Origin of the sequence: Desulfosarcina ovata subsp. ovata, from assembly GCF_009689005.1 — a bacterium.
GTDB lineage: Bacteria > Desulfobacterota > Desulfobacteria > Desulfobacterales > Desulfosarcinaceae > Desulfosarcina > Desulfosarcina ovata.
The window spans coordinates 1797291-1820278 of the sequence record NZ_AP021879.1; the positions used below are offsets into that span (position 1 = coordinate 1797291).

25 protein-coding genes are annotated in these 22988 nt (G+C 61.2%); 14 read left to right on the forward strand and 11 right to left on the reverse strand.

Going from position 1 to position 22988, the window contains the following annotated elements; genetic code table 11:
* Positions 1 to 110: 110 nt before the first annotated feature.
* The 4 genes from GN112_RS08110 to GN112_RS08125 all read right to left on the reverse strand — a co-directional run bounded on the left by GN112_RS08110 (position 111) and on the right by GN112_RS08125 (position 3736).
* Complete coding sequence (locus tag GN112_RS08110; RefSeq protein WP_155309746.1) at positions 111 to 1499, reverse strand: permease; 1389 nt, start codon at positions 1497 to 1499, stop codon at positions 111 to 113.
* 106 nt (positions 1500 to 1605) lie between these two features.
* Positions 1606 to 1953: an ArsR/SmtB family transcription factor gene (locus GN112_RS08115; RefSeq protein ID WP_155309747.1), complete on the reverse strand. Its 348-nt coding sequence runs from the start codon at positions 1951 to 1953 to the stop codon at positions 1606 to 1608.
* Between the two features lie 104 nt (positions 1954 to 2057).
* Complete coding sequence (locus tag GN112_RS08120; protein ID WP_155309748.1) at positions 2058 to 2561, reverse strand: hypothetical protein; 504 nt, start codon at positions 2559 to 2561, stop codon at positions 2058 to 2060.
* 8 nt (positions 2562 to 2569) lie between these two features.
* Positions 2570 to 3736 (reverse strand): radical SAM protein, encoded by a 1167-nt coding sequence (locus GN112_RS08125; protein WP_155309749.1) that lies wholly within the window; start codon positions 3734 to 3736, stop codon positions 2570 to 2572.
* A gap of 224 nt (positions 3737 to 3960) precedes the next feature.
* Between GN112_RS08125 and mltG the strand changes: the two genes are divergently transcribed.
* The 14 genes from mltG to GN112_RS08195 all read left to right on the forward strand — a co-directional run bounded on the left by mltG (position 3961) and on the right by GN112_RS08195 (position 17822).
* On the forward strand, positions 3961 to 4977 hold the full coding sequence (mltG, locus tag GN112_RS08130) for an endolytic transglycosylase MltG (protein WP_155309750.1): 1017 nt from the start codon (positions 3961 to 3963) through the stop codon (positions 4975 to 4977).
* Positions 4974 to 6077: a cobalt-precorrin-5B (C(1))-methyltransferase CbiD gene (gene cbiD, locus GN112_RS08135; protein WP_155309751.1), complete on the forward strand. Its 1104-nt coding sequence runs from the start codon at positions 4974 to 4976 to the stop codon at positions 6075 to 6077. The genes mltG and cbiD overlap by 4 nt, the downstream gene beginning before the upstream one ends.
* A 37-nt stretch (positions 6078 to 6114) precedes the next feature.
* On the forward strand, positions 6115 to 7335 hold the full coding sequence (gene cbiE, locus GN112_RS08140; protein ID WP_155309752.1) for a precorrin-6y C5,15-methyltransferase (decarboxylating) subunit CbiE: 1221 nt from the start codon (positions 6115 to 6117) through the stop codon (positions 7333 to 7335).
* Between the two features lie 24 nt (positions 7336 to 7359).
* Positions 7360 to 8175: a precorrin-4 C(11)-methyltransferase gene (gene cobM, locus GN112_RS08145; protein WP_155309753.1), complete on the forward strand. Its 816-nt coding sequence runs from the start codon at positions 7360 to 7362 to the stop codon at positions 8173 to 8175.
* Positions 8172 to 9257, forward strand: coding sequence for a cobalt-precorrin 5A hydrolase (locus GN112_RS08150; protein WP_231714063.1), 1086 nt, complete (start codon positions 8172 to 8174; stop codon positions 9255 to 9257). The genes cobM and GN112_RS08150 overlap by 4 nt, the downstream gene beginning before the upstream one ends.
* Complete coding sequence (cobJ, locus tag GN112_RS08155; protein ID WP_231716963.1) at positions 9254 to 9991, forward strand: precorrin-3B C(17)-methyltransferase; 738 nt, start codon at positions 9254 to 9256, stop codon at positions 9989 to 9991. The genes GN112_RS08150 and cobJ overlap by 4 nt, the downstream gene beginning before the upstream one ends.
* Positions 9992 to 10040: 49 nt before the next feature.
* Positions 10041 to 11549, forward strand: a complete 1509-nt coding sequence (locus tag GN112_RS08160) for a cobyric acid synthase (RefSeq protein WP_155309755.1) — start codon at positions 10041 to 10043, stop codon at positions 11547 to 11549.
* Positions 11550 to 11614: 65 nt separating this feature from the next.
* Entirely contained in the window at positions 11615 to 12163 is a 549-nt protein-coding gene (gene cobU, locus GN112_RS08165) for a bifunctional adenosylcobinamide kinase/adenosylcobinamide-phosphate guanylyltransferase (RefSeq protein ID WP_155309756.1), read from the forward strand.
* On the forward strand, positions 12160 to 12888 hold the full coding sequence (gene cobS, locus GN112_RS08170; protein WP_155309757.1) for an adenosylcobinamide-GDP ribazoletransferase: 729 nt from the start codon (positions 12160 to 12162) through the stop codon (positions 12886 to 12888). Before cobU ends, cobS begins: the two co-directional genes overlap by 4 nt.
* Complete coding sequence (cobD, locus tag GN112_RS08175; RefSeq protein ID WP_162458839.1) at positions 12885 to 13994, forward strand: threonine-phosphate decarboxylase CobD; 1110 nt, start codon at positions 12885 to 12887, stop codon at positions 13992 to 13994. Before cobS ends, cobD begins: the two co-directional genes overlap by 4 nt.
* On the forward strand, positions 13984 to 14946 hold the full coding sequence (gene cbiB / locus GN112_RS08180) for an adenosylcobinamide-phosphate synthase CbiB (RefSeq protein ID WP_155309759.1): 963 nt from the start codon (positions 13984 to 13986) through the stop codon (positions 14944 to 14946). The genes cobD and cbiB overlap by 11 nt, the downstream gene beginning before the upstream one ends.
* A gap of 4 nt (positions 14947 to 14950) precedes the next feature.
* Positions 14951 to 15778 carry a cobamide remodeling phosphodiesterase CbiR gene (gene cbiR, locus GN112_RS08185; RefSeq protein ID WP_155309760.1) on the forward strand — a complete coding sequence of 276 codons (828 nt, stop codon included), beginning with the start codon at positions 14951 to 14953 and terminating at the stop codon, positions 15776 to 15778.
* A 17-nt stretch (positions 15779 to 15795) separates the two neighbouring features.
* Positions 15796 to 17043 carry a peptidase U32 family protein gene (locus GN112_RS08190; protein WP_155309761.1) on the forward strand — a complete coding sequence of 416 codons (1248 nt, stop codon included), beginning with the start codon at positions 15796 to 15798 and terminating at the stop codon, positions 17041 to 17043.
* Positions 17040 to 17822, forward strand: coding sequence for a dihydropteroate synthase (locus GN112_RS08195; protein WP_155309762.1), 783 nt, complete (start codon positions 17040 to 17042; stop codon positions 17820 to 17822). Before GN112_RS08190 ends, GN112_RS08195 begins: the two co-directional genes overlap by 4 nt.
* A 10-nt stretch (positions 17823 to 17832) precedes the next feature.
* Here the strand turns inward: GN112_RS08195 and GN112_RS08200 are convergent, their stop codons facing one another.
* The 7 genes from GN112_RS08200 to radC all read right to left on the reverse strand — a co-directional run bounded on the left by GN112_RS08200 (position 17833) and on the right by radC (position 22977).
* Positions 17833 to 18171, reverse strand: a complete 339-nt coding sequence (locus tag GN112_RS08200; RefSeq protein ID WP_155309763.1) for a DUF8180 domain-containing protein — start codon at positions 18169 to 18171, stop codon at positions 17833 to 17835.
* A gap of 112 nt (positions 18172 to 18283) precedes the next feature.
* Positions 18284 to 18601 carry a YhbY family RNA-binding protein gene (locus GN112_RS08205; protein WP_155309764.1) on the reverse strand — a complete coding sequence of 106 codons (318 nt, stop codon included), beginning with the start codon at positions 18599 to 18601 and terminating at the stop codon, positions 18284 to 18286.
* Between the two features lie 162 nt (positions 18602 to 18763).
* Positions 18764 to 19825 carry a hypothetical protein gene (locus tag GN112_RS08210; protein ID WP_155309765.1) on the reverse strand — a complete coding sequence of 354 codons (1062 nt, stop codon included), beginning with the start codon at positions 19823 to 19825 and terminating at the stop codon, positions 18764 to 18766.
* 96 nt (positions 19826 to 19921) lie between these two features.
* Positions 19922 to 20641 carry a TVP38/TMEM64 family protein gene (locus tag GN112_RS08215; RefSeq protein WP_162458840.1) on the reverse strand — a complete coding sequence of 240 codons (720 nt, stop codon included), beginning with the start codon at positions 20639 to 20641 and terminating at the stop codon, positions 19922 to 19924.
* 46 nt (positions 20642 to 20687) lie between these two features.
* A complete protein-coding gene (locus tag GN112_RS08220) occupies positions 20688 to 21884 on the reverse strand; it encodes a phosphoglycerate kinase (protein ID WP_155309767.1) in 1197 nt (398 codons plus the stop codon).
* Between the two features lie 29 nt (positions 21885 to 21913).
* On the reverse strand, positions 21914 to 22189 hold the full coding sequence (locus GN112_RS08225; RefSeq protein WP_155309768.1) for a hypothetical protein: 276 nt from the start codon (positions 22187 to 22189) through the stop codon (positions 21914 to 21916).
* A 56-nt stretch (positions 22190 to 22245) separates the two neighbouring features.
* A complete protein-coding gene (gene radC / locus GN112_RS08230) occupies positions 22246 to 22977 on the reverse strand; it encodes a RadC family protein (RefSeq protein ID WP_155309769.1) in 732 nt (243 codons plus the stop codon).
* Positions 22978 to 22988: the final 11 nt, after the last annotated feature.

A 22988-nucleotide genomic window follows, 5' to 3' on the forward strand; every position in this document is an offset into this window, starting at 1 on the left:
CATTGTTGAGTTTATCCGTTGATATTTTGAAATGACTCATGGTCACTGTTTTGTTGCCCACCCATCACCGCTCTTTGCTCACAACTCACCCACCACGGTTCATGGTCTACTCACACCGCCATCAGGCTTCCGAAAATCAACCCGCTGATGGTGGCCATGACAACGACCAAGGCAACAAAGGCAACGGTTTTTTTGGTTCCCAGCACGCTGCGGATCACCAGCATGTTGGGCAGGCTCAGGGCCGGACCGGCCAGGAGCAGCGCCAGGGCCGGTCCCTGGCCCATACCCGCGCCGATAAGCCCTTGCAGGATGGGCACTTCGGTAAGCGTGGCGAAATACATGAACGCGCCCACCACCGACGCGAACAGATTGGCCCAAAAGGAGTTGCCGCCCACCAGGCCGCTGATCCACTGCGAGGGAATGAGGCCTTCGGATCCGGGCCGGCCCAGCAAAAGACCCGCCACCAGCACGCCGGCCAAAAGCAGCGGCATAATCTGCTTGGCGAAATCCCACGAGGCCGTGAACCAGGACTCGGTCTCCCCACGGGTGGTGGTCAACAGGGTCGTAAACGCGATCAGGCCCACGGAAAAGGCGATCAGGGGATATTGCGGGGCCATCAGGGCCGGGATCAGAACCGCCACCGCAGCGATAACCAGTTTGTAAACCTTTACGCGCATCCAGCGGACCATCAAAACGCCCAGCAAAAATGCAAACCCGCCGGCCATCAGCCACTTGGCGGCAAACACCGCCGACCATAAACCGCCCGCCTGTTCCGGACGGCCCCATGTGGCGGAAACCAGCAGACCGATCATGGCAACAAACAAAAGGGTCGTCTGCCACAGCGGCCGCTCGACTTCCGGCGTCGGCATGTGTATGGCGGACGCCGCCTTGGCCGCTTCTTCCTTCCGGAAGAGGAGGTGCATGAACAGACCGATCACCACGCTGAAGAGAACTGCGCCCACGGCCCGCGCCGCACCGATTTCCGGCCCCAGGATGCGCGCGGTGAGGATAATGGCCAGCACATTGATGGCCGGCCCCGAGTACAGAAAGGCAATGGCCGGTCCCAGTCCGGCGCCGCGCTTCCAGATGCCGGCAAACAGCGGCAGCACCGTGCACGAGCACACCGCCAGCACCGAACCGGACACGCTGGCGACCCCGTAGGAGAGCACTTTGCTGGCACCCGCACCGAGGTATTTCATCACCGATCCCTGGGAAACGAAAACGGCCACGCCGCCGGCAATGAAGAAGGCCGGCACCAGGCAGAGCAGCACATGCTCCTGGGCGTACCACTTGGCCAGGGCCAAAGATTCGATCACCGAACCGGTGAAGCGGGTGCTGTCCACGGGCAGGAAAAAGAAAAGCAGAAAACCGCCGACGATCCAGGCCAGCGGTTTCCAGATCGTGGCCCAGTCGATCAGGCTGGGTTCCTCGGGTTCGGCCCCGGCAAGTGGGGTTTCAACAGTTTTGTCCGACGGGGCCGTGGAGAGGGTTTCGCTCATGATGGGTTGCTCCTGGATGTTCCCGGCCTCCTGTGATCAGGAGGATCCAAGTGTTTCACATGATTCCTTACATCGCGATTTATTCATATATAAAGGACAAAAAAAATCAGTTCTTGTTCAGGATCTCATAACGATCGATCCGTTCGATACCTTGAAGCAGGTCACAGATCTCACCCTCATCGTTCAGCCAGTGGCGCAAATTTCCCAGGATTGAGGCCGCATAGGCACTCTGCCGGCCATCGGCCAATGTATAGTTGACCCACAGGCCGTCCTTATGCGACGCGGCCAGCCCGGCATCCTCTAGGATCTTCAAATGCTTGCTGGTGGTGGACTGGGCACTGCCGAGGGCGGTCTGCAGCTCGCAGACACACATGGAACGCCGCTCCAATATTTTCAGTATCTTGACCCGGGTGGGATCGGAAAGAGCCTTCATGACTCTGAGAAATTCCTTCATCAAACCCTCCATATCGCTCTTATGGAATATAAAGAAGCTTTCGGATGATGTCAAGCAGCAATTCTGATGGTTTTGTAAAAAGCAGCTGAATCGGCGCCGGCCAATCAGGCGCAGAGCCCCAAACGGGCGGCAATGCGCCGAAGCGGCCGGAATCTGAAAAACCGGATCAGCCGGCTGAAACCGCGCATCACCTGGGCGATCTCTTTTTCCACCGACGGCTCCACGCGGCAGAAAGAGATCACACAGCGCTCCGGCCGCAAATGGTCGGGGAAGAGACAGGGACCGACACCATTTTTTAAAAACAGGCAGTCGGCCGGGAAAAAGGTCTCATGGGCCAGGCACGCGGCCATGGCGGGTTCCAACTGTGGGGCCAGGGCAAGGATATAGATCAGGTCCCAGCCGGTAATGATATCGGCCACATGAATATTCCGGCAACAGAGGCCCTGGCAGCCGGTCATGCACTGGGCCAGAATGGGTGCGGCTTGGCGGGTCAAGGCCGCCTGGGCCTGACAAATCTCCTGGCAGATGGCCAGAAGCCGCCGCCGCTCATCCGCGTCCAGGCGGTCCAGCTTTTTCCGCGCCTCCCTGAACTGGTAGTTCAATCCCATAGGAGGGGTTAAATAAACCGCGTCATCATCTGCGCAATTATATGATCCACATTGTCCGCTGTAATGCCGTGGTGCGTGCAGAAAGCGTCCACCTTGGCCCGGCGTTTGGGACGCTGCATGTCCTCGAGGCGCGTGAACAGCCCCATCCGCCGGCCCACCTGGAACCGGCACTGTTCCTCGTCCGGCAGGTCCAGAAACCGGTCCAGCAGCGCCAGGATACCGGCTTTGGCCTCTGGCAGACGCCCTTCGACTTCGGCAAACAGATTGAGGATATGATCGCTGGCGATCATGCTGGTAATGCCGTCCAGGGTCGCTACAAACAGGCGGATCTCCCGCACCGTATCGGTATCGCCCAGTTTGACGAATCGCCCGCTGCGCTGATCCTCGGCCAGGGGAATCCCCTGGGGAATCGCCAGCGACCGCAGGCGGATGAAATCCGGATCGATCTGGTTCAGCGCATCGGCCGTCTCCAGGGCATGTTCCCGTGAGAGCGCCTTGCCGCCCAGTCCCGGCATGACATATTCGGAGAGTTCAATACCGGCCTTTTTAACCTTCCGGCCGGCCTTGACCTGGGTCTGTTTGTCAACCCCTTTGCGAACCATCTGCAACACGCTGTCGGCGCCGGACTCCAGCCCCATGTGCAGGCGGTTCAAACCAGCGGCACGCATCTCGCGCAGATGGTCGTCGCTGATGCGGGCAACGGTGTGGGCCCGGGCATAGGAAGTGATCCGCTCCACCCAGGGAAAGCGCCGGCGCAGGTGAACAAGGATCCGGATCAGGCTGTCGGGCTTGATGATCAGGCTGTTGGCATCCTGAAGAAAAATAGAACTCATCCCGCCGGCGTACCAGTTCAGGGCGACGCTGAAAAGATCATGCTCATGGGGCGCAAGGTCCTGAACAACCGCGGAAATGTCCCGGCGCAGAATACTGCCCGATTCATCGGCCAGCTCCTTCAGGGTGTCCACATGGCGGTGGATGCCTTCGATATCCTCGATGACGTGGGATTCGGGACGTACCGAAAACCGGGATTCCTTGTAGACGTGGCAGAAGGTGCAGCGGTTCCAGGGACAGTTGCGGGTCACCCGGACCAGCAGGCTGTGCGCTTCGCTGGGCGGACGGATGGGGCCCTGCTCGAATCCGTGGTAAATATCCTTATCTTTATTTTGCTTAGGCATGGGAATGTTCTCCTGTCTGAAAGCACGTTTTCTCTTGTATACCCTTCCCACTTAAAAATAAACCCTTGGGATCAAAGTCAAAGGCCGGAGTGAATCATTTCAGCAAAGCGAAGGCAGCGACATGCACAGCACTGCCAATTCGCCTTTGACAATGCCCGATGGCATGCCTTATTGTAATCACTTTAATCATGTGTCCGGTGTCAGAGCATTGAAAGCCACACGTTATGATCAAAAAGTTGATTTTATTAGGAGTCGCTCTTCTTCTTATTTTAGCCGGAAGCGCCGGACTCCTCTACCGGCACCTCTTATCATGGGCCGAGCGCCCCATGGCCGAGCCGGGGCAGGAAAAACTGTTCACCCTGCTTTCCGGGCAGGGACTCAAGCAAACGGCCAGGGCCCTGCACCGGGAGGGCCTGATTTCCGACGCCTTGCGGTTTACCATCTTTGCCAGAATCGACAAGAAAGACAAACTGCTCAAGGCCGGAGAGTATTTTCTCTCCACCAGCATGACACCCCGGGAAATTCTCGGTCAGATGGTCGAAGGCCGGGTCCGCCTCTACCGACTGACGATTCCCGAAGGCTACAACCTGGTTCAGATCGCAAGGGCCGTTTCCGCTGCCGGCCTGGCCGACGAGAAATCGTTTCTCGATGCCGCCCGCAATCCGGAAATGGCCCGGCTGCTGGACATCCCGGCCGACACCCTGGAGGGGTACCTCTTTCCGGACACCTATTATTTCCCCCGGGGGCTGGACACCGGCGCCATCGTCATCACCATGGTCAAACAGTTCCGGGCGGCGTTCAAGCCGGAATGGACGGCACGGGCCAAGGCGCTCGGCATGACCGTCCATGAAGTGGTCACCCTGGCATCGATTGTGGAAAAAGAGACCGGCGCGCCGCAGGAACGCCCCCTGGTGGCCTCTGTCTTTCACAACCGGCTGAAAAAGGGCATGCGCCTGGAAACGGACCCCACAGTGATCTACGGAATTACCGATTTTGACGGCAACATCAAACGCAAACACCTTGAGACCTACACCCCGTACAATACTTACAAAATCCAAGGTCTGCCGCCCGGTCCCATCGCCAGCCCCGGCGCGCTGGCCATCGAGGCCGTACTCTACCCGGCCGAAAGCAATTACCTCTATTTTGTTTCCAAACGGGACGGCACCCACCATTTTTCAACCTCCCTCAAGGAACATAACGCTGCCGTACGCAAGTATCAGTTGGGAAATCGATCACGTTGAACGCACAGACAAAGAAACTGAGATCCGGCTTCACCACCGGTGCGGCAGCCGCTGCCGCGGCCAAGGCCGCCCTGCTCCTGCGCCTGACCGGCCAGGCGCCCGACACGGTGACGATCACCTTTTTGACCGGTACCACCACATCGATTCCGGTCCGCCAATGCCGGTTCGAGAGTCCGGAAACCGTCTGCTGCACGGTGATCAAGGATGCCGGGGACGACCCGGACATCACCCATGGCGCTGAAATCGGCGCGTGTGTGCGCCTCGAAGGCCCTTCCAGCGATACGTCGATTCGCATCACCGGCGGCGTGGGCGTCGGCACGGTCACCCGGCCGGGCCTTGAAATCCCTCCCGGTCAACCGGCCATCACACCGGGCCCGCTGACCATGATCACCAACAGCATCCGGGAGGTTCTTGGCGCGCATCCCACGAATCGGGGCATCCATGTGGAGGTCTTTGTGCCCGAGGGAGAACGGCTGGCCCGCAAGACCCTCAATGCCAGACTGGGAATCGTTGGCGGTCTCTCCATCCTGGGCACCACCGGCATCGTCCGGCCCATGTCCCACGAGGCTTACGTGGCCACCATCGAAAAATCCATGGACGTGGCCCGCGCCGCCGGAATGAGTCATCTGGTACTGACCACCGGTCGCCGCAGCGAGCGGTTTGCCCAGCGGCGCTGGCCGGACCTGAACGAAATGGCCTTTATCCAGATTGGCGATTTTTTCCAGGTGGCCATGGCGGCCGCCGCCACCCGCGGCTTTGCCACCGTGACCCTGGCGGTCTTTTTCGGCAAGGCCGTGAAGATGGCCCAGAACATTCCCCACACCCATGCCGCCAAATCCGAACTGACCCTCGGCACCCTGGCCCGCTGGACCCGGGAACGGACGGCGGATCGGTCGCTGGCCGATCGGGTCGCCCACGCCAATACCGCCCGTCACGCCTTTGATCCCCTCAAGGCCGGAGCACCGGCAGTCATCCGCCATGTGGCCGAAATGGCTCAGCAGTGCGCCGAAGGATTTGCCGAAGGCAGGATCATGGCACGCTGTGTCATTTTCGATTACGACGGCAGCAGCGTGGTTGACACCCGACCGGATTGGGGATAAGGTGCTCAGTTAATTTGTTTTTTGGGAAGGATCGTCATTGTCACCCCCGATAACCATCATCGGTACGGGCGTCTCGCCCGACAACCTGACTGCCCGCCAAATGGCCATTATCGGTGGCGCCGATATTCTCGTGGGCGGGGAACGCCTCCTCGCCCCGTTTGCCCACCTGAAATGTCGGCAGCGTATCATCGACAAGGATCTCAAGGGCCTGGGCGATTTTCTGGAGCAGCAGATGGCGGCCAGTGCCATCGTTGTGCTCACCTCCGGGGACCCCCTCTTCTTCGGCATCGGTGCATTTCTTGCCCGGCGGCTGGGAACTGAAAACATCCGGGTGATGCCCAACGTCTCGGCCGTGGCCTGCGCCTTTGCCCGCCTGGGCGAACCCTGGCAGGACGTGCGCGTGGTCAGCCTGCATGGCCGCAGTCATACCGGAACGATGCTGCGCTATCTGGCCACCGGAGAGACCGTGGCCGTTTACACCGACCCGGCCCACGGACCGGCATGGCTGGCCGATCTGCTGATCAGAAATGGATTTTCCGACCTTTCCCTGTGTGTTCTGGAACAACTGGGTACGTCGTCGGAGAAAATTCTGCGGCTCACCCCGGAAACGGCGCGCCAGACCGTTTTTTCCGATCTCAACCTGGTGGTGTTGAAACCCGACCCCTCCCGTCAGCAACAGCCGGATCTTTTTCCGGGCATGCCCGACGACCGCTTCGTGCATGAAAACGGGTTGATCACCAAGGCCGAGGTCCGCGCCGTGACCCTCTCCCATCTGCGCCTGTTCGACCGGGCCGTTTTCTGGGACCTGGGGGCCGGTAGTGGGTCGGTCTCCATCGAGGCGGGGCAGTTCATCACCCGGGGCAGCATCGTTGCCGTCGAGCAGCAAGCCCGGCGGGTTGGCCATATCCGGGAAAACCGCCGGCGTTTCGGAATCGGCAACCTCACCGTGGTCGAAGCCCGCCTGCCCGACGGCCTGGCCGACCTTCCCGACCCGGACCGCGTCTTTATCGGTGGCGGCGGCAGCAATCTGGCCGCTATCGTAAAAATCGCCGCCCACCGTCTCAAGCCGGCCGGCATCATCGTCATCAACACCGTCCTGATCGACACCCTGACCATTGCCAGACAGACCCTGGTTGATCTGGGGTTCGAGATCGACATGATCCAGCTGCAGGTCAACCGGGCCACGCCCATGCCATTCAGCCATCGATTCGAAGCGGCCAATCCGGTGTGGATCATTACCGGCAGCCGCCCCCAATAAGCATTCAAAAGAAAGTTGACCGTCATGGAACCCTCCCCATCCAGCGATTCAAACGTTTCCGCCCCCAATCCCATCATCTTCTGCGGTGCCGGTCCCGGCGACCCGGACCTGATCACGGTCAAGGGACAGCAGGCCCTGGCTGCCGCCGACCTGGTGGTCTATGCCGGATCATTGGTCCCCGAAGCCCTGCTCAAGTGGACCCGGCCCGGTTGCCGGCACCTGAGCAGCGCCGGTCTGCACCTGGACGAAATGGTCGCCTCCATGGCCGACGCCCACACCGACGGCAAAAAAGTGGTCCGCCTGCACACCGGCGACCCCAGCCTCTACGGCGCCATTTTCGAGCAGATGGCCAAGTTGTCCGAGCGCGGCATCCCCTACACGGTCATTCCCGGGGTAACCGCCGCCTTTGCCGCCGCCGCGGCACTGGGCATCGAATACACCCTGCCGGAAATTTCCCAGACCCTGATCCTCACGCGCATGGCCGGACGCACCCCGGTACCCGAAGCCGAGACCCTGGCCGCCCTGGCCGCCCACCAGGCCACCATGGCCATCTATCTGAGCATCTCCATGATCGACGAGATGGCCCGCACCCTTGGGGATGCCTATGGCACGGAGGCCGTCTGTGCCGTCGTTTACCGGGCCAGCCAGCCCGACCAGAAAATCCTCTGGACCCCCATCGGCCGGCTGGCCGAAACGGTCCGTGAGGCCGGAATCAAACGCACCGCCCTGGTGATGGTCGGCCGGGTGCTGGACGTCAGCCTGGAGACACTCAAGCACCACTCCAAACTCTACGACCGCCATTTTGCCCACGGCTACCGGGATGCGGAGAAACGGCAGTGAAATCCGACCGTCCGTCCCGCACGGCGGTCTGGGCCCTGACCCCCAACGGTGCCCGCCTGGCCTGGGCCCTTTCCGGAAAAATCGCCGACAGCGAGCTCTTTCTGTCAACCCGGGTGGCCGCCGAAATGGACGGGGCCAACCGTTTCGAACGTCTGGCAGATGAAGTCGATCGCGTTTTCAACGACTTTTCGGGCCACATTTTCATCATGGCCACGGGCATCGTGATCCGCAGCATCGCCGGGCATCTGGTTCACAAAACCCGCGATCCGGCCGTGGTGGTCTGCGACGAGGCCGGACAGTTCGCCATCAGCCTGCTTTCCGGCCATCTGGGCGGAGCCAACGCCCTTGCCAGAGAGGTGGCCGGCATCACCGGCGGCCAGCCGGTGGTTACCACGGCCACCGATGTCAACCGGGTGGCGGCCATCGATCTGATTGCCGCAACCAACCGACTGGCCATCGAAAACCCGGCGGCCATTAAAACGGTTAACATGGCCCTGATTACCGGCGCGCCGATCCGCATCCACGATCCTTACGGCATTGTCATCGGGCAGCTGCCGGCAGAACAGGTCATCCGTTGCCCGCCAAACGGATTCGACGACGCCCAGGCCGCTGTTTTCGTGGATCACATCCGGCTTGACCTGCCCCCCCATGTGCTGGTATTGCGGCCCCCATCCCTCGTCGCCGGCATGGGGTGCAACAGAGGTACCGACGTCGAGGAGATGCGCGGCCTGCTGGAAACGACCCTTGCGGCCAACCACCTGGCCCCGGCCAGTCTGCGGACCCTGGCCACGGTTGATCTGAAAGCCGATGAACCCGGTCTGGTGGCCCTGGCCGAGACCCTTAACGTCACCATCACCATTTTTACACGTGACCGACTCAAGACGGTGGCCCAGGTACCGAACCCGTCACCCATGGTCGAAAAACACATAGGAGTGAAGAGCGTATGCGAAGCGGCAGCCCTGCTGGCGACCCATTGGGGACGAATGCTCGTTCCCAAACAAAAAACGACGAACGTCACCGTGGCGGTGGCGGCCGACGGCTCTATATCGTCGGCATCGGTCCCGGCGGACCGGCCCACATGAGCCGGCGGGCCGCCGAGGTATTGGAAAGTGTCGAGGCCATCGCTGGCTACACGACCTATATCGATCTGATCCGGCCCCTCATCCAGGGCAAGCAGATTGTCAGCACGGCCATGAAAAAAGAGGTCGACCGCGTTTCGGCGGCCCTGGACCTGGCCCTTTCGGGAACCGCCTGCGCCGTGGTGTCCAGCGGCGACCCGGGGGTCTATGCCATGGCCGGGCTGGTTCTGGAAATGTGCCGCGAACGGTCCGTCGCCATTGGCGGCAGCGACCGACCGGAAAACGCCAACCGCCTCGCCATCGAAGTGGTGCCCGGCATCCCGGCCCTGTGTTCCGGGGCCTCGCTGCTGGGCGCGCCCCTGACCCACGACTTTGCCGCTATCTCGCTCAGCGATCTGTTAACCCCCTGGGAAACCATCCAAGCCCGGCTGGAGGCGGCCGCCCGTGCCGATTTCGTGATCGTCATCTACAATCCCAAAAGCCGCCGCCGGACCGACCACCTGACCCGCGCCCAGGAAATTTTCCTCAAGCACCGCGATGCATCCACACCGGTGGGAATCGTCACCGGCGCCATGCGCGACAATCAGCGGGTCACGCTGACCACCCTGGGCGAATTGCACCGGGCCGAGGTGGACATGCAGACCACGGTGTTTGTGGGCAATTCGAATACGTTCGACTACGACGGGTTCATGATCACGCCGCGGGGATATGCGAAGAAATACAATATAGGGGATTAGGTGGGTATCTTGAATCCGCTACTTTTGAACGACAGGTAAACCAGCAGCTATGAACAACGCAACCAAAACCAGCCACGCCCCCAAAGCTCCCTGCCTGGCCGTATTCGGCACCGGTTCCGATGTGGGCAAGAGTATCATTGCCGCGGCCCTGTGCCGTGTTTTCGCCGACCGGGGCCTGCGCGTGGCGCCGTACAAGGCCCAGAACATGTCCAACAACTCCGGGGTCACTCCCGAAGGGCTCGAGATGGGACGCGCCCAGATCGTCCAGGCCGAGGCTGCCGGCATCGCCCCCCATGTGGACATGAATCCCATTCTGCTCAAACCCACCAGCGATGTGGGCTCCCAGGTGGTGCTCATGGGTGAGGCCATCGGCAACCAGACGGCCATGGACTACCATCAGAAAAAAGCCGGGCTGGTCAGCGCCGCCAACGCCGCTCTGGACCGCCTGCGCCGGGCCTATGACCTGGTGGTGATGGAGGGTGCCGGCTCCTGCGCCGAGGTTAACCTCATGGACCACGATATCGTCAACTTTCCCATGGCCGCCTATGCCGATGCCCCGGTGATTATCGTGGGCGACATTCACCGCGGCGGTATTTTCGCCCAGTTGGTGGGGACCATCGCCTGCCTGCCGGAAGAATACCGCCAACGCGTGGCCGGATTCATCATCAACCGCTTCCGGGGTGACCTGCGCCTTTTCGAGGACGGGGTGCGCTGGATCGAGAAAAAAACCGGTCTTCCGGTCTTCGGCGTGCTGCCCTGGTACGACCATATCCGTATCGATCCCGAAGACTCGGTGGTCATCGAACGGCCCAAGGCGGTCCGGGCCGAACCCGACGGCAAACCGGCGGTGGCGGTGATCCGCATCCCGCACATCTCCAACTTTACCGATTTCGATCCTTTGAAAGCGGTAAATGGCCTGTCGGTTCACTTCGTGGAGAACCCCCAGGATCTTTCCGCTCTCAGCGCGGTGATCCTGCCCGGCTCAAAGAACACCCGTTATGATCTGGAGTGGCTTAAAAACGGCGGCTGGCACGCCCGCCTGACCGAGTATCAGGCCGGCGGCGGTCATATTACCGGCATCTGCGGCGGCTATCAGATGATGGGTCTGACCGTCCACGATCCCGGCGGGCTCGAGGGCGTCCCCGGGAGCACCGACGGACTGGGCCTGCTGCCCGTAGAGACCGTGCTCAAGGCGCCCAAAACCACCACCCTCAGCCGCTTCAGCTGGGACGACATTGCCGGCACCGGCTATGAAATCCACATGGGCCAAACCCACCTGACCGGCGGCGCCCCCCTGGTCAGGGTGCACGAGCGCAATGGCCACCCCACTGAGGACACTGACGGCTGCATGGCCCGGGACGGCCGAACCATGGGCACCTATATGCACGGCCTCTTCGATACGCCCGCCCTGATCAAACGCTGGCTGACCACGGTGGGGCTCGGCAGTATCGACGTGCCGGCCACCGGCGGCCTGGAGGCCAAGTTGGAGCAGTACGCCCTTTTGGCTGAGCATTTTGGCAAGTATGTGGATGTGGATAAAATAGCAGAGCTAATTTAGGGATGTAGGCTGTAGGTGGTTAGGCTGAAGCCAAAACAGAGGAAAAATATCAAACCCAATCGCATATGACGAACGAAAACAAAACACTGGTAATCGGCGGCTGCCGAAGCGGCAAGAGCGGTCACGCCCTGGAACTGGCCGAGGCGGCCGGTCCGCGGCGCATCTTTGTGGCCACCTGCGTGCCCCATGACGATGAGATGCGCGACCGGGTGGCCCGGCATCAGCGCGATCGTGATGACAGCTGGCAGACCCTTGAAATTCCCGTCGATCTGGTCGGTGCCATCCGCGATTACAGTGCCACGGCAGATGTGATGCTGATCGACTGCCTGACCCTGTGGCTGAGCAACCTGCTCCTGCAGAGCGAAGATGTGGCCGTGATCCGGGGCCAGATCGACAACCTGGCCGAAGCCATCACCCGGGCACCCCGCGCCGTGGTGCTGGTCTCCAATGAGGTCGGCGCCGGTATCGTTCCCGAAAACCGCCTGGCCCGGCTTTACCGGGATCTGGCCGGCTGGGCCAACCAGGCCATGGCCGCGGCCTGCGACCGGGTGGTCTGGACCGTTGCCGGCATCCCCGTCACCATCAAACCCGTTGCTGAAAAAAGCGTTCCATGAACCGACTGATCGCCTCCCTGCAGTTTATCAGCGCCCTGCCCCTGGGCAAACCACGCCCCTTTGATCCCAAGGGAATCATTGTCCATTTCCCCATCGCCGGACTGGTCATCGGCCTGATCGTGGCCCTGTTCGACCAGTTGGCCGCTATCGTGTGGCCCCCGACCGTGGCCGCGGTGCTGGATGTGGGCCTTCTGGCCCTGATGACCGGCGCCTTCCATCTGGACGGGCTGGCCGACATGGCCGACGGTCTCTACGGCCACGGGGACCGCGAGCGCAGCCTGGCCATCATGAAGGACAGCCGGGTGGGCGCCATGGGACTGGTGGCCGTGGCCCTGCTCCTGCTGACCAAGACCGTGGCCCTGGGCAACGTCCACCAGGACCGTTTTCTGGCATTGGTGATCATTCCCGCCTATGCCCGCGGAGCGATGATTTTCGGCATGCACTTTCTGCCCTATGCCCGCGGCGAGGAGGGCACCGGCAGCGCCTTCTTTGAAACGCCCCTGGCCCTGACCGATTTCCGGTATCTTCTGGTGCCGGTCATCCTGTCCCTTTTTCTGGGCTGGCGCGGGATCGTTCTGAACCTCTTTTTCGCTGCTGTCGTCGCCGGGCTGCTCGGCCTCTACCGTCGCAAACTGGGTGGCATCACCGGCGATCTTCTGGGGGCCATGACCGAAATCAGTGAAGCGGCCCTGCTTCTGGCGGTCTGCATGGGAGGTGGCCTGTGATCGGCGGCCACGGCGGAAATATCTATCAGCTGGCCCAGGACCACGGCTGCCGGCCGGCCGATATCGTCGATATGAGTGCCAACGTCAACCCCCTGGGCCCCATGCCGGCGCTGATGGATCACCTGGCGGCCAATCTTTCGGTGATCGCGGCCCTGCCCGAAGTGGATGCCGGCGGCATTGTCGCTGCGTTTGCCCGGCGCCACGCCATCGATCCGGCCCAGGTGATGGCCGGCAACGGCAGCACCCAGCTGATCTACCTGATTCCGCGCGCCCTGGCCGCCCGCCGGGCATTGATCGTGGGCCCCACCTATGCGGATTACCGCGACGCCTGTGCGATGAACCGGGTGCCCTGCGACCCCTTCATCTGCCGGGAAGCCGACGATTTCATGCCCGACATGGCGCTTTTGTGCGAGAAAGCCGCCAGAGCCGACCTGGTGTTTCTGTGCAACCCCAACAATCCCACCGGCGCCCTGGTTGACCAAAGGGCCATCACCGACCTGTGTGAAGCGCTGCCACAGACCGTTTTCGTGATTGACGAATCCTATCTGCCCTTTGTGCCGCAACCAGAGACCGCCAGCATGATCGGATCGACACTGCCCAACGTGCTGGTGATCAACTCCATGTCCAAGGCGTTCCGTATCCCCGGCCTGCGTATCGGTTTTGTCAAGGCGCCGCCGCCATGGATTGAAAAGCTGACGGCCTATGCCCTGCCCTGGTCGGTCAACAGCCTGGCCCAGACCGCCGTGGCCTGGCTCATGACCCATCCCGAACAGGTGGACCCGTTCCTTGCCGCCACACGCGAGATGGTCGCAGCGGAAAGATCGCAGATGCAAACTGCCATCCACCGCCGCACGGCAATCCGCTGTTTCCCCTCGGCGACCTCTTTTCTTCTCATGCGCCTGCCCGGCGGACTGACCGCCCCCATGGCCTGGCAGCACATGGCCGATCAGCGCATCCTGATCCGCGACTGTGCGAACTTCGAGGGATTGACCGATGCGTTTATCCGCATCTCGCTGAAGGAGTCGGCAGACAATCGCCGGGCCGCCGATCTCCTGGCGGATCTGTGCCAGCGTCACGAAAACGGAGGTGGTGCCCATGTCCGATGAAGGATTTCCCCTGGCACTGGCCCTGGCTGTCATCCTGGACATGCTGCTGGGCGATCCGTTGTGGCTGCCCCACCCGGTACGCTGGATGGGCCAGGCCATCGAACGGCTGGAGCCCCGCTTCCGCTCCCTCTCCCTATCACCGATCGCCTCCGGCGGTCTCATGGCGGCCCTGCTGGTGACGGGGGTCTGGATGATCAGCCTGCTGGTGGTGGCCCTTGCCGGATTCATTCACCCGGCCGTGGGCGTCATCGTGCAGGCCGCGATGCTTTACACCTGCATCTCTGCACGCAGTTTGGCCGAGGCGGCCCGGACCGTGGGTCAGGCCCTGGCGCAATCGGGCCTTTCCGCCGGCCGGCGGGCGGTGGCCATGATCGTGGGCCGCGAGGTCGACCGGCTCGATGAAACCGGGGTGACCCGCGCTGCCGTGGAGACCGTGGCCGAGAATCTGGTGGACGGCGTGGTGTCGCCGCTCTTTTTCGCCCTGCTGGGTGGCGCGCCCCTGGCCATGGCCTACAAAATGGTCAACACCCTGGATTCCATGGTCGGGTACAAAAACGACCGGTATCGTGACTTCGGCCGTTTTGCGGCCCGCATGGATGACGTGGCCAATTTCATTCCCGCCCGGCTCAGCGTTCCCTTCATCGCTCTGGCCGCGCACCTGGTCACCGGCCGCGCCAAACGCACGTTCAAGACGGCCCTGGCCGACGGCCGTGCCCACGCCAGCCCCAATGCCGGTTACCCCGAAGCGGCCTTTGCCGGCGCCCTGGGGATGTGGATGGGCGGCCCCAACATCTACCATGGCCAAAGGGTGGAAAAACCGGTCATCGGCCGCAGGTTAGGCGCTGCCCGGGTGCACCACATCGACCAGGCCTGTCAATTGATGCTGGTCACCAGCCTGCTGGTCTTCATGGCCGCGGCCGCCATCGGCCTGGCCTTTCAGATGGCGGGCTGATACCGTGGACGAAAAAGCACGCCGGATGGCCACGCCGTTCGAACCACTCACCGTTTCGGCAAAACGGGCGTTTCCGTTCACCCTGGCCTGCCCCTCTTTCATTTACCGGGCCGGTTATGCCGAAAACGTCCGTCACCTGGCCCCCTTCGTGGATGAGATCGAACTGCTCTTTTTCGAAAGCCGTTTTGCGGACAGCCTGCCCAGCCAAGAGTTGATCCGCGAATTGGCGGACCTGGGCCGTGAGGGCGATATCACCTACAACGTGCACCTGCCCACGGACATCCACCCGGGCCACCGGCAGACCGCCGAGCGGGAAAAGGCGGTCCGGGTCCTGGGCGCATTCATCGACCGCTGCCTGCCGCTCAGCCCGAGCACCTTCACCCTGCACCTGAACCGCGATCCGGCGGATCATGACATCGACCGCTGGCAGGCGGCCACCGCTGCGTCGCTGACCGAGGTCCTGGCCGGACGGCTGACCGGCCGGCGCATCTCCGTCGAGAACCTGGATGACACCTTCCATCTGGCCGCCCCCGTGATCGACGCCCTGGACCTCTCCGTGTGCATGGACATGGGCCATCTCATGGTGTACGGTGAAAATCTGAATTCTTTCTTTGATCGCTGGCAATCGCGCATCGCCATCGTCCACCTGCACGGCGTGATCGGCAGCCACGACCACCTGCCGCTGGACCGGCTGTCGTCCGGCCGCATGGCCCGGATCGTGGGGCTGCTGAATGGATTTTCCGGCGTGGTCTCCCTGGAGCTGTTCTCGCGGGCGGCATTGAATGCGTCCCTGGAAAGGATGATCGGACAGGATTTCGGGCCGAAGGGCTGACACGTCTTCTTCTCATCATGACAATATCAAGCACCCAAAAAATCGAACTGCTCGCGCCGGCGGGGACGCCCGAAAAGCTGGAAATCGCCATCCACTACGGCGCCGATGCCGTCTATCTGGCCGGTCGCGATTTCAGCCTGCGCAATTTCTCGGCCAATTTTTCAAGGCCGGAGATGCTGGCGGCCCGCCGATTGACCCGTGAGCGGGGGATCCGCATGTACGTGGCCGTGAACATCTACTCGCGGGACAGCGAGTCCGGGGCCATCGCCGACTACCTCGATTTTCTGGGCACGGTCGAACCCGACGCCCTGATCGTGGCCGATCCGGCCATTTTCATGCAGGCCCGCAAACGGGTCCCCGGAATTCCCCTGCACATCAGCACCCAGGCCAACACGACCAACAGCGGCACGGCCCGCTTCTGGCAGGAATTGGGCGCGACACGGGTCAACGCGGCACGGGAACTGACCCTGGAAGAGATCCGCAGCATGGCGGCGGACAGCGGCATTGCCGTGGAGAGCTTTGTCCACGGCGCCATGTGCATGGCCTACTCGGGACGCTGCCTGATGTCCGGTTTCATGGCCAAACGGGAAAGCAATCGCGGGCTTTGCTGCCAGCCCTGTCGCTTCAGCTATGCGGTGGTGGAGGAGACCCGCCCCGGGCAGTATTTCCCAATTGCCGGGGACGAGCGCGGCAGCTACATCTTCAACGCCCGGGATCTGTGCATGATCGAACATCTCCCGGAGATGATCGGCGCCGGGATCGCCAGCCTGAAAATCGAAGGCCGCATGAAGAGCATCCACTACCTGGCCGGCGTGGTCAAGGTCTACCGGGAGGCCATCGACGCCTGGTATCGCGATCCGGACGGCTATGCCCTCCAGCCGCATTGGCTGACCGAGCTGGCCGCCATCAGCCACCGGGGCTACTGTACCGGATTCTACTTCGGCGATCCCCACCAGACGGCCGCCAACACCGAGAACCGGATCCACCCCGGATACCGGTTCGTGGCCAAGGTGACCGGCCGCAGCCCGGACGGCGGCACACAAGTACAGGTGAAGAACCGCATTTTTGAAAACGAAGCCGTGGATGTCATCTCACCCGGTGGACCGAGCCGCTCGGCGCGCATCGCAAAAATCGTCGATGAACACGGCCAACGGCGGTCACCGGCCCATCCCGGCAGCCAGGCGACCTTCTATTTGAACATCCCCACCCGGCCACTGGACCTGATCCGCTGTCCGGCGGATGATCCCGGAGAAAAACCATCATGATCGTCGTTGCCGACAACCTGCGCATTACCCGGCCATTCATCGGCCGGGCCGTGGAACAGCTCGATCCGGCCCCGGTCCGGGAACTGGCCATGCGTTGCCGGGATGCCGGTGCCGAGGCCATCGACATCAACAGCGGCCCCCTCTCCCGCAAACCGGCCGAACGGATGACCTTTCTGGTGGAAACCGTTCAGGCGGCCGTCGACCTGCCGCTGGTGCTGGACACCACCAATCCCGACGCCATGGCCGCCGGACTGACCGCCTGCCGAAGGCGTCCCGTGATCAACGGGCTTTCCCTCGAAAAGGACAAACTGGCGCGCATCCTGCCCCTGGCCACCCGGTACGACTGCGACCTGATTGCCTATCTCCTGCGTCCCGACGGGCATGTGCCCCCGGATGCGGCCGGCCGCATGGAATCGGCCATCGCCCTTTTCGACAAATGCCAGCAGGCCGGGATCACCCCGGATCGGCTCATTTTCGATCCGGTGGTGGCACCCCTGGCCTGGCAGGACGGCAACCGCCAGAACATGGCCGTGCTGGATGTCATCCGCAGCCTGCCCGATCTTCTCGGCTTTCCGGTCCACACCATTGCCGGTCTCTCCAACCTGACCACCGGCGCGCCGGGCAGCGACCTGCGCCGCCGCTACCAGAGCGCCTTTCTGCCCATGCTGGCCGCCGCCGGCACCACCATGATCCTGATGAACGCACTCGATCCGTCCCTCGTGACAGCGGTCGGGGATTGTCGCAGAATCTGCGCGGATACGGTGTTTACCTGGCAATAGGTCGACCGTTTTATTTGATTTTGTCGCGGGCCTCGCGAAAGCGCAGGGTGACCGATTCCGTCAGTTCCGCCGCCGCCTGGAGAAGTTCGGCCACGTCGGCCTGGTCGTTCTGGCCGGCCTGCTCGGCCCACTGCCGGTAGTCTTCCACATGGTGGTCGTTGTGCTGAATCCAGTGCGTCAGCAGTTTTTCGAGCTTTTCCGGAAATGAGAGTGCGGCAGCATGGCTGTGGTGATGATCGTGCCCATGGGAGTGGTCGTGTGAGTGGTCGTGATCATGGTCGTGGTCGTGATGGTGATGGTGATCATGGTCGTGGTCGTGATGGTGATCATGGTCGTGATGATGTGACATCGGATAACTCCTCAAAGGGTTGATTGGACAATTCGGCGAAGGGCCGCGGGAACAGGCAATCGACGGTTGCTCAATCTATGCCCACTTGATCGGGAAGTCAACCTCCGGCGGGTTACTTCCCCTTGGCCGGCAGATCAATCTTCCGCTTTTCCGGATCCGGCTGCCAGCGGTAGAAAGTTGCCATATGGCCCACCATAGCGACCATCTCGCAAAGGATGGTCTGCTCGATCTGCTCGGCGATGGCCATTTTTTTCTCTTTTTCCTTGAATTCGATAAATTTGACCTTGACCAGTTCATGGCGGTCCAATGCGTCGTTCATGGCATTGAGAAGCGACGGGGAAAGTCCCTTTTGGCCCACAAACACCACCGGTTTACGCCCATGGGCCAGCCCGCGGAGAAACCGCTTCTGAAATCCCTGTAACCGCTGCATACGAGTCTCTCCTTTTCTACCGCCGCATTACGCGTTTGTATACGTTTTTCCTTTTTATGAAAGCCGCTGCCGGGTGTTGACGAAACGGCATCGGCATCCGCTTGATTCAAACCACGGTAGCGGGAATACCATTGGTTTTCAAGCAAATTATGCTCAATTGGTTCAGGTATAAATCAGATTCAAATTAATGGGCGGGTACTTGCGGACCCCGGGTTTGGGAAGCAGATGCTCCTCACCGACGGTGAGCCAGTTCACGTCGGGATTGATTTCGCGCAGTTTGCCGTCTTCGGGCGGGCGGGCGTGGGCGGTGTAGGAGTAAGTCGCCTGGAAAATACAGATGTTGGTTTTGCCTTTGTCGGCAATCACGTAATTTTTCCTGAACGAGCGCAGCGGTATCTTCTGGGACTCGGCGATCCGGCGGGCCTCCTCGTTGGTAAAACGGACCAGGGCCGCCTTGGAAACCCCGCGTTCGGAGATGCGATAGAGGGTCCGGGATTCACTGCTGCCGGCATAAACGGTAGTAATGCAGGGAATTCGCTTGAGGTACTGGGCCGCGACCATGGCGGCCGTGCGCCGTCCCCCGACCATGAAGGGCATGCCATAATATTCAAACAGTTTCCGCTGAATCAGTTCGGCGCACTTGTCTCCTTTTTCGTAGAGATCTTTGGAAATATACCTCAGGTTCTGGGCCAGGTCTTCGGCTGCATCGGCAATAGGCCAATCGATCCTGACATGGTAGTGGGTCAGGCTGTAGCGGTTGGCCGAATGGCTGGAGGGGTCGCGCTGGATCAACAGGGCGTAATCCACCGGCATGAGCACATTCATGAAGTTATAAAAATGGACCGAGTCGAGATACTTATGGGTCCTGTCGAACTGCTCGGGCAACGGCAATGCCTTGGACTGCAGGAGATTGGTTTTGGTGGGTTTGTTGACATCGAAGAATCGAATGTATTTTTTGTGGTTCGCCGGGATGACATCCTCCACAAAAATGACCAGAAACGTCTTCTGGCACTCGTACTCGATGCCGGGAATTCTTGCGCGAGGCTTGAGCTCGCGCTTTTCGATGAAGGGGTAAGAGAGCTTGCGATCGGCAAACTGCTGGTAGGACTGGATCAGAGAGTAATCCAGCATGAACTGGTCCAGCTCGTCCCTCAGCAATTCGTAATAGGAACGGCGCAGGCGGTTGAACTGACTGAGCTCCTCTCTGACACTCCAGAAGGCCACCGGGACTCCCTTCGGGCGGATGGTTGGGTTTCGGGTTATGGGGTGAGGTTACGGATGCTACTGTTTTTCTTTAATTAACACGATTGTGAACGGGGGTCAACGGCTGCTGTCGGTTTTTCCATTGAGTTTTTCCATCCAGCGGTAGATCCGATCGCGATATCGGATGCTCAGCCATGCGGCCACGCCGGTCACCCCAAAAACAACGGCAAAAAACAGGTAGTTTTTCTGGAACAAAAATTCGCCCTGGAGGCTCAGCATCAGCGTGCCGGGCATCCTGCCGAATGTGGCGATGAGTAAAAATGCCTTAAGGGGAACAGCGGTGATGCCCAGGAACAGACAGAGGTAGTCTTTGGGAAAACCGGGAAAAATGAAGAGAATGAGAAGAACGATAATCCCCTGCCGTTTAAGGAGATGGTCGAAGCGATCCAGCTTGTCCGCCGGGACCCAGCGTCTGACAAACCGTTTGCCCAGGTAACGGCCGATGCCGAAGTTGATCCAGGATCCCAGGGCCAGGGCCAGGCTGGAGTAAAGGAAACCGCCCAGGGTACCGAACAGGTATCCGCCGATGAACCCCGTGGCCTCGCCCGGTACCGGAGCCAGGACCACCTGAAGGACCTGAAGTGCCATGAACGCCAGGGGAGCGCCGCGACCAAAGGCATTGACTACCCTGGCCACCTCCTCCCGGTTGGCGATCCAGCGGTAGGCGGTCATCAGTCCGGAGGCCATTTCGTGGCGGAACAGCAATAGCAGCAACAGCCCTGTGCCAAGAAGGATGGCGATGATCCACCAGCGGTATTTCGGGTTCCACCGTTTCACGCCTTCACCCACCGTCATCGGTGACAAAAACGAGACCCGGCCGGACTCATCGATCCGTCAATGCGGCCACCCCGGGTAGTACTTTGCCTTCCAGAAATTCCAGTGACGCACCGCCACCGGTAGAAATATGGGTCATGCGATCGGCCAGGCCGGCCTTCTCCACCGCAGCGGCGGAATCCCCGCCGCCGATCACCGTAATGGCCCCTTTCTCCGTAGCCGCTGCCATGGCCCGGGCCACGGCGTATGTGCCACCGGCCGTGGCATCGATCTCAAATACGCCCATGGGACCGTTCCAGACAATGGTCTTGGCGCCTGAAATGATCTCCTCGAAGGCAGCCACGGAAGCCGGCCCGATATCCAGCCCGCTGCCGCTGGCAGGAATCGCATCGATCAGCGTGGGGATCAGTGGTCCAACGGTGCGATTATCGAAATCAAACTGATCGCTGCACAGGCAATCCACCGGCAGCACCAGCTTGTCGCCCCCCTGGGCCAGCAGGTTACCGGCCAGTTCGACCTTGTCCGGCTCGACCAGGGAGTTGCCGATTTCGAAGCCTTTGGCCTTGAAGAACGTGTACGCCATGCCGCCACCAATGATCAACCGGTCCACTTTGGGCAAAAGGCTGCTGATCACATCGATCTTGCCCGAAATCTTGGCTCCGCCCAGAATGGCCACAAAAGGCCGTTTGGGCGATGCCAGGGCGTCGCCCAGATAGGCGACCTCTTTTTCGATGAGAAATCCCATGGCGCAGGTCTTGACGAATCGGGTCACCCCGGCAGTGGACGCATGAGCCCGATGGGCGGTGCCGAATGCATCATTGACATACAAATCAGCCAGACCGGCCAGGGCACGGGCAAAGGCATCGTCGTTGTCGGTCTCGGCCTTGTGAAAACGCAAATTCTCCAGCAGCAGGACCTGCCCGTTGGCCAGCGTCTCCACCGCGCGGTCGACAGCCGGTCCGATGCAGTCGTCGGCAAAGGCTACCGGCTGCCCCAAGAGTGATTCCAGTGCCGCAGCACAGGGTTTCAGCGAGAGTTCCGGGACCCGTTTGCCTTTGGGCCGACCCAGGTGCGACATCAGCACCAGACGTCCGCCATGCTCCAGAACATACCGGATCGTCGGCAGGGCCGCACGCAACCGTTTGTCGTTGGCCACCCGGCCATTGTCCAGGGGGACATTGAAATCGACCCGCATGAGTACCCGCTGTCCCTTGACATTGAGATCGGAAACGGAAAGTTTGGCCATCGATTCCTCCTTGGTTTCGGTATCGCTAGTTAGGATGCGTCCTTTTTCTGTTTTCTGGCAGACAGTGCTTTTTTACGTGACCAGCGCTCGAAAAAGCCCACCATGCCCGACGCATATGCGCGGTCGACGATCTCCTCACGAACGGTGATTCCGCCCCGCTCTGTCATGGCTTTTCTCAGGCACTCGGTTTTGTAGCAGCAGGGCATGCAGGATTCGGGACTCTGCCGGAGTCCTTCTGCTCCCATGGGGAAAACCGTTTCAAGATCTCCATAGCAAGGCGGGAATTTCTTCTGGTTAACGGTCATCGGTTTCGCTTGTGGCTGATTTGGATTCGTCTGAAATACGCGTTTCTGCGGGTCCTTCAGCTATCGGATTCGCTGGCCTCGCGTTTGATTCGCGCCATATGCCCGTGATCGGCAAAACTGTAGTATCCTTCGGCACCGACGATCAGGTGCTCGTGAACGGTGATGCCCATCAGGCTGCAGGCCTGCACCAGCCGCCGGGTAATGGCCATGTCATCGGGTGACGGGGTCGGATCGCCGGAGGGGTGGTTGTGGGCGAAGATCACTGCCGCAGCCGTATGGGCCAGGGCCGCCTTGACCACCTCACGGGGATAGACCGCGCTGGCGGTGACCGTTCCGACAAAAAGAATCTCATCGGCAATCACCCGGTTCTTGGCATCCAGGTAAATGGCCATGAAGCACTCCCGTTTTCGGTCCCGCAGGGTGTGGTCGAGGTAGTCGAAAAGCGCTTTCGAATTGGCCAGTGCCGTTTTGCCTTCCAACTGCTGCTTCAGGTAACGCTGGCAGACCGCCGGCACCAGTTTGATCCCGAACAGGGTAGTCGGGCCGATGCCCGGCACCTGGCAAAGGTCTTCCGGCGCCGCGTCGAGCACCCCCTGGAATGACTTGAAACGGGTCATGGCCGCCTTGGCTGCATCCTTGCAATCTTTGCGCGGCGTGGCCAGGGTAAGCAGCAGTTCGATCACCTCGTAATCGTGAAAGCCGTCCAGCCCCGACTGGAGAAACCGGTCTCGCAGCCGCCGGCGGTGGCCGGCGCCCTTGTGGGGCGGTTTCTTTTCATCCTGCGCCACCGATTCGCTCC

Excerpts from the sequence above, each read along its gene's own strand:
- GN112_RS08195 (WP_155309762.1), top strand. The coding sequence starts at position 17,040 with ATGATCGTCGTTGCCGACAACCTGCGCATTACCCGGCCATTCATCGGC.
- cbiB (WP_155309759.1), top strand. The coding sequence starts at position 13,984 with ATGTCCGATGAAGGATTTCCCCTGGCACTGGCCCTGGCTGTCATCCTG.
- GN112_RS08120 (WP_155309748.1), bottom strand. The coding sequence starts at position 2,561 with ATGGGATTGAACTACCAGTTCAGGGAGGCGCGGAAAAAGCTGGACCGC.
- GN112_RS08205 (WP_155309764.1), bottom strand. The coding sequence starts at position 18,601 with ATGCAGCGGTTACAGGGATTTCAGAAGCGGTTTCTCCGCGGGCTGGCC.
- GN112_RS08225 (WP_155309768.1), bottom strand. The coding sequence starts at position 22,189 with ATGACCGTTAACCAGAAGAAATTCCCGCCTTGCTATGGAGATCTTGAA.
- GN112_RS08110 (WP_155309746.1), bottom strand. The coding sequence starts at position 1,499 with ATGAGCGAAACCCTCTCCACGGCCCCGTCGGACAAAACTGTTGAAACC.
- cobS (WP_155309757.1), top strand. The coding sequence starts at position 12,160 with ATGAACCGACTGATCGCCTCCCTGCAGTTTATCAGCGCCCTGCCCCTG.
- GN112_RS08160 (WP_155309755.1), top strand. The coding sequence starts at position 10,041 with ATGAACAACGCAACCAAAACCAGCCACGCCCCCAAAGCTCCCTGCCTG.
- cobJ (WP_231716963.1), top strand. The coding sequence starts at position 9,254 with ATGAGCCGGCGGGCCGCCGAGGTATTGGAAAGTGTCGAGGCCATCGCT.
- GN112_RS08190 (WP_155309761.1), top strand. The coding sequence starts at position 15,796 with ATGACAATATCAAGCACCCAAAAAATCGAACTGCTCGCGCCGGCGGGG.
- GN112_RS08125 (WP_155309749.1), bottom strand. The coding sequence starts at position 3,736 with ATGCCTAAGCAAAATAAAGATAAGGATATTTACCACGGATTCGAGCAG.
- GN112_RS08115 (WP_155309747.1), bottom strand. The coding sequence starts at position 1,953 with ATGAAGGAATTTCTCAGAGTCATGAAGGCTCTTTCCGATCCCACCCGG.
- cobU (WP_155309756.1), top strand. The coding sequence starts at position 11,615 with ATGACGAACGAAAACAAAACACTGGTAATCGGCGGCTGCCGAAGCGGC.
- GN112_RS08200 (WP_155309763.1), bottom strand. The coding sequence starts at position 18,171 with ATGTCACATCATCACGACCATGATCACCATCACGACCACGACCATGAT.
- mltG (WP_155309750.1), top strand. The coding sequence starts at position 3,961 with ATGATCAAAAAGTTGATTTTATTAGGAGTCGCTCTTCTTCTTATTTTA.
- cobM (WP_155309753.1), top strand. The coding sequence starts at position 7,360 with ATGGAACCCTCCCCATCCAGCGATTCAAACGTTTCCGCCCCCAATCCC.
- GN112_RS08220 (WP_155309767.1), bottom strand. The coding sequence starts at position 21,884 with ATGGCCAAACTTTCCGTTTCCGATCTCAATGTCAAGGGACAGCGGGTA.